We start from the raw sequence: 2,283 nt of genomic DNA on the forward strand, positions 1-2,283 counted from the left end.
ACCCTGCCGGGCGGCGCCGTCGAGCCGCCCCCGCACGGCCTCGGCGTCTCCCTGCCCGCGGCCGACGCGGACGCCAAGACCCAGGGCATCTACCCGTACGCCTCCGACCTGTGGGCCGAGGGTCTGCTCTGGGCCGCCGTGCTGCGCTCGCCGCACCCGCGTGCCCGCATCCTGTCGATCGACGCGTCCGAGGCCGCCCGCATGCCGGGCGTACGGGCCGTGATCACCCACGCCGACGTGCCGGGCGACGCCGCCCACGGCCGCCGTGTCGCCGACCGCCCGGTCTTCGCCTCCGACGTCGTGCGCCACCACGGCGAGCCCGTCGCCGCCGTCGCCGCCGACCACCCCGACACGGCCCGCCTCGCCGCGGCCGCCATCGCCGTCGAGTACGAGCCGCTGGAGCCGGTCACCGACCCCGAGCAGGCGTTCGCCGCCGAACCGCTGCACCCCGACGGCAATCTGATCCGCCATATCCCGCTGCGTTTCGGCGACCCCGAGGCGACGGGCGAGGTCGTGGTCGAGGGCCTGTACCGCATCGGCCGCCAGGACCCCGCCCCCATCGGCGCCGAGGCCGGGCTCGCCGTGCCGCGTCCCGACGGCGGCGTGGAGATCTACACCGCCTCCACCGACCCGCACGCCGACCGCGACCTCGCCGCCGCCTGCTTCGGCCTGGAGCCCGAGCGCGTCAAGGTCGTCGTCACCGGCGTACCCGGCGCCATGGGCGACCGCGAGGACCCGGCCATGCAGCTGGCGCTCGGCCTGCTGGCCCTGCGCACCGGCCACCCCGTCAAGCTCGCCGCCACGCGCGAGGAGTCCTTCCTCAGCCACCCGCACCGCCACCCGACGCTGCTGCGCTACCGCCATCACGCGGACGCCGACGGCAAGCTGGTGAAGGTCGAGGCGCAGATCCTGATGGACGCGGGCGCCTACGCCGACTCCTCCTCCGAGGCGCTCGCCGCCGCCGTCGCCTTCGCGTGCGGCCCGTACGTCGTCCCGCACGCCTTCGTCGAGGGCTGGGCCGTACGTACCAACAACCCGCCGTCCGGCCACGTCCGCGGCGAGGGCGCGATGCAGGTGTGCGCCGCGTACGAGGGCCAGATGGACAAGCTCGCCGCCCGGCTGGGGCTCGACCCCGCCGAGCTGCGCCTGCGCAACGTCATGGCCACCGGCGACCTGCTGCCCACCGGCCAGACCGTGACCTGCCCGGCGCCCGTCGCCGAACTCCTGCGTTCCGTACGCGACTTCCCGCTGCCCGCACTCCCCGTGGACGACCCCGAGGAGGAGTGGCTGCTCCCCGGCGGCCCGGACGGCGCCGGGGACCCGGGCGCGGTGCGCCGCGGCGTCGGCTACGGCCTCGGCATGGTCCACATGCTCGGCGCGGAGGGCGCGGACGAGGTGTCCACGGCCACCGTCAAGGTGACCGGCTCGGTCGCCACGGTCATCTGCGCGGCCGTCGAGACGGGACAGGGCTTCGCGACGCTCGCCCGCCAGATCGTCCAGGAGGTCCTCGGCCTGGACGAGGTGTACATCGCCCCCGTCGACACCGACCAGCCGCCCGCGGGCGCGGGCGCGCGCAGCCGCCACACATGGGTCTCGGGCGGCGCGGTCGAGCGGGCCGCGCGCATGGTGCGCACGCAGCTGTTGCAGCCGCTGGCCGCCCAGTTCGGCATGTCCACCGAGCTGCTGACGATCACCGACGGCCGTATCCACTCGTACGACGGCGTGCTGAGCACGACGGTCGCCGAGGCCCTCGATGGCAAGGAACTGTGGGCCACCGCGCAGTGCCGCCCCCACCCGACCGAGCCGCTGGACGACACCGGCCAGGGCGACGCCTTCGTCGGCATGGCCTTCTGCGCCGTGCGCGCGGTCGTCGACGTCGACATCGAGCTCGGCTCGGTGCGCGTGGTGGAGATGGCCGTGGCCCAGGACGTGGGCCGGGTACTGAATCCCCGTCAGGCCCACGCGCGCATCGAGGCGGGCATCACCCAGGGCGTCGGCGCGGCCCTCATGGAGAACCTCCGCACCAACGGCGGCCTCGTCCGCCGCCCCGACCTCACGGGCCACCCGCTGCCGACCTCGCTGGACACCCCCGACATCCGCATCGTCAAGCTCGTCGAGGAGCGCGACGTCGTGGCCCCGTTCGGCGCCAAGGCGATCAGCGCCGTCCCGGTCGTCACGGCCCCGGCGGCCGTGGCCGCGGCGGTCCGCGCCGCGACGGGCCGCCCGGTCAACCGCCTCCCGATCCGCCCGCAGGCGGCGGTGGGGGCGGGGGCGGTCTGAGTA

General features: G+C 75.7%; 1 protein-coding gene. It reads left to right on the plus strand.

Annotated features, from left to right (window positions below; translation table 11 throughout):
* Positions 1 to 3 precede the first annotated feature (3 nt).
* The gene (locus tag K6I34_RS35915) at positions 4 to 2,280 is read left to right on the plus strand and encodes a xanthine dehydrogenase family protein molybdopterin-binding subunit (RefSeq protein ID WP_229332222.1); all 2,277 of its coding nucleotides are present in this window, start codon (positions 4 to 6) and stop codon (positions 2,278 to 2,280) included.
* The last annotated feature ends 3 nt before the right edge of the window (positions 2,281 to 2,283 follow it).

Origin of the sequence: Streptomyces sp. UNOC14_S4 (assembly GCF_020740835.1) — a bacterium.
In the GTDB taxonomy this organism is placed as follows: Bacteria; Actinomycetota; Actinomycetes; order Streptomycetales; family Streptomycetaceae; genus Streptomyces.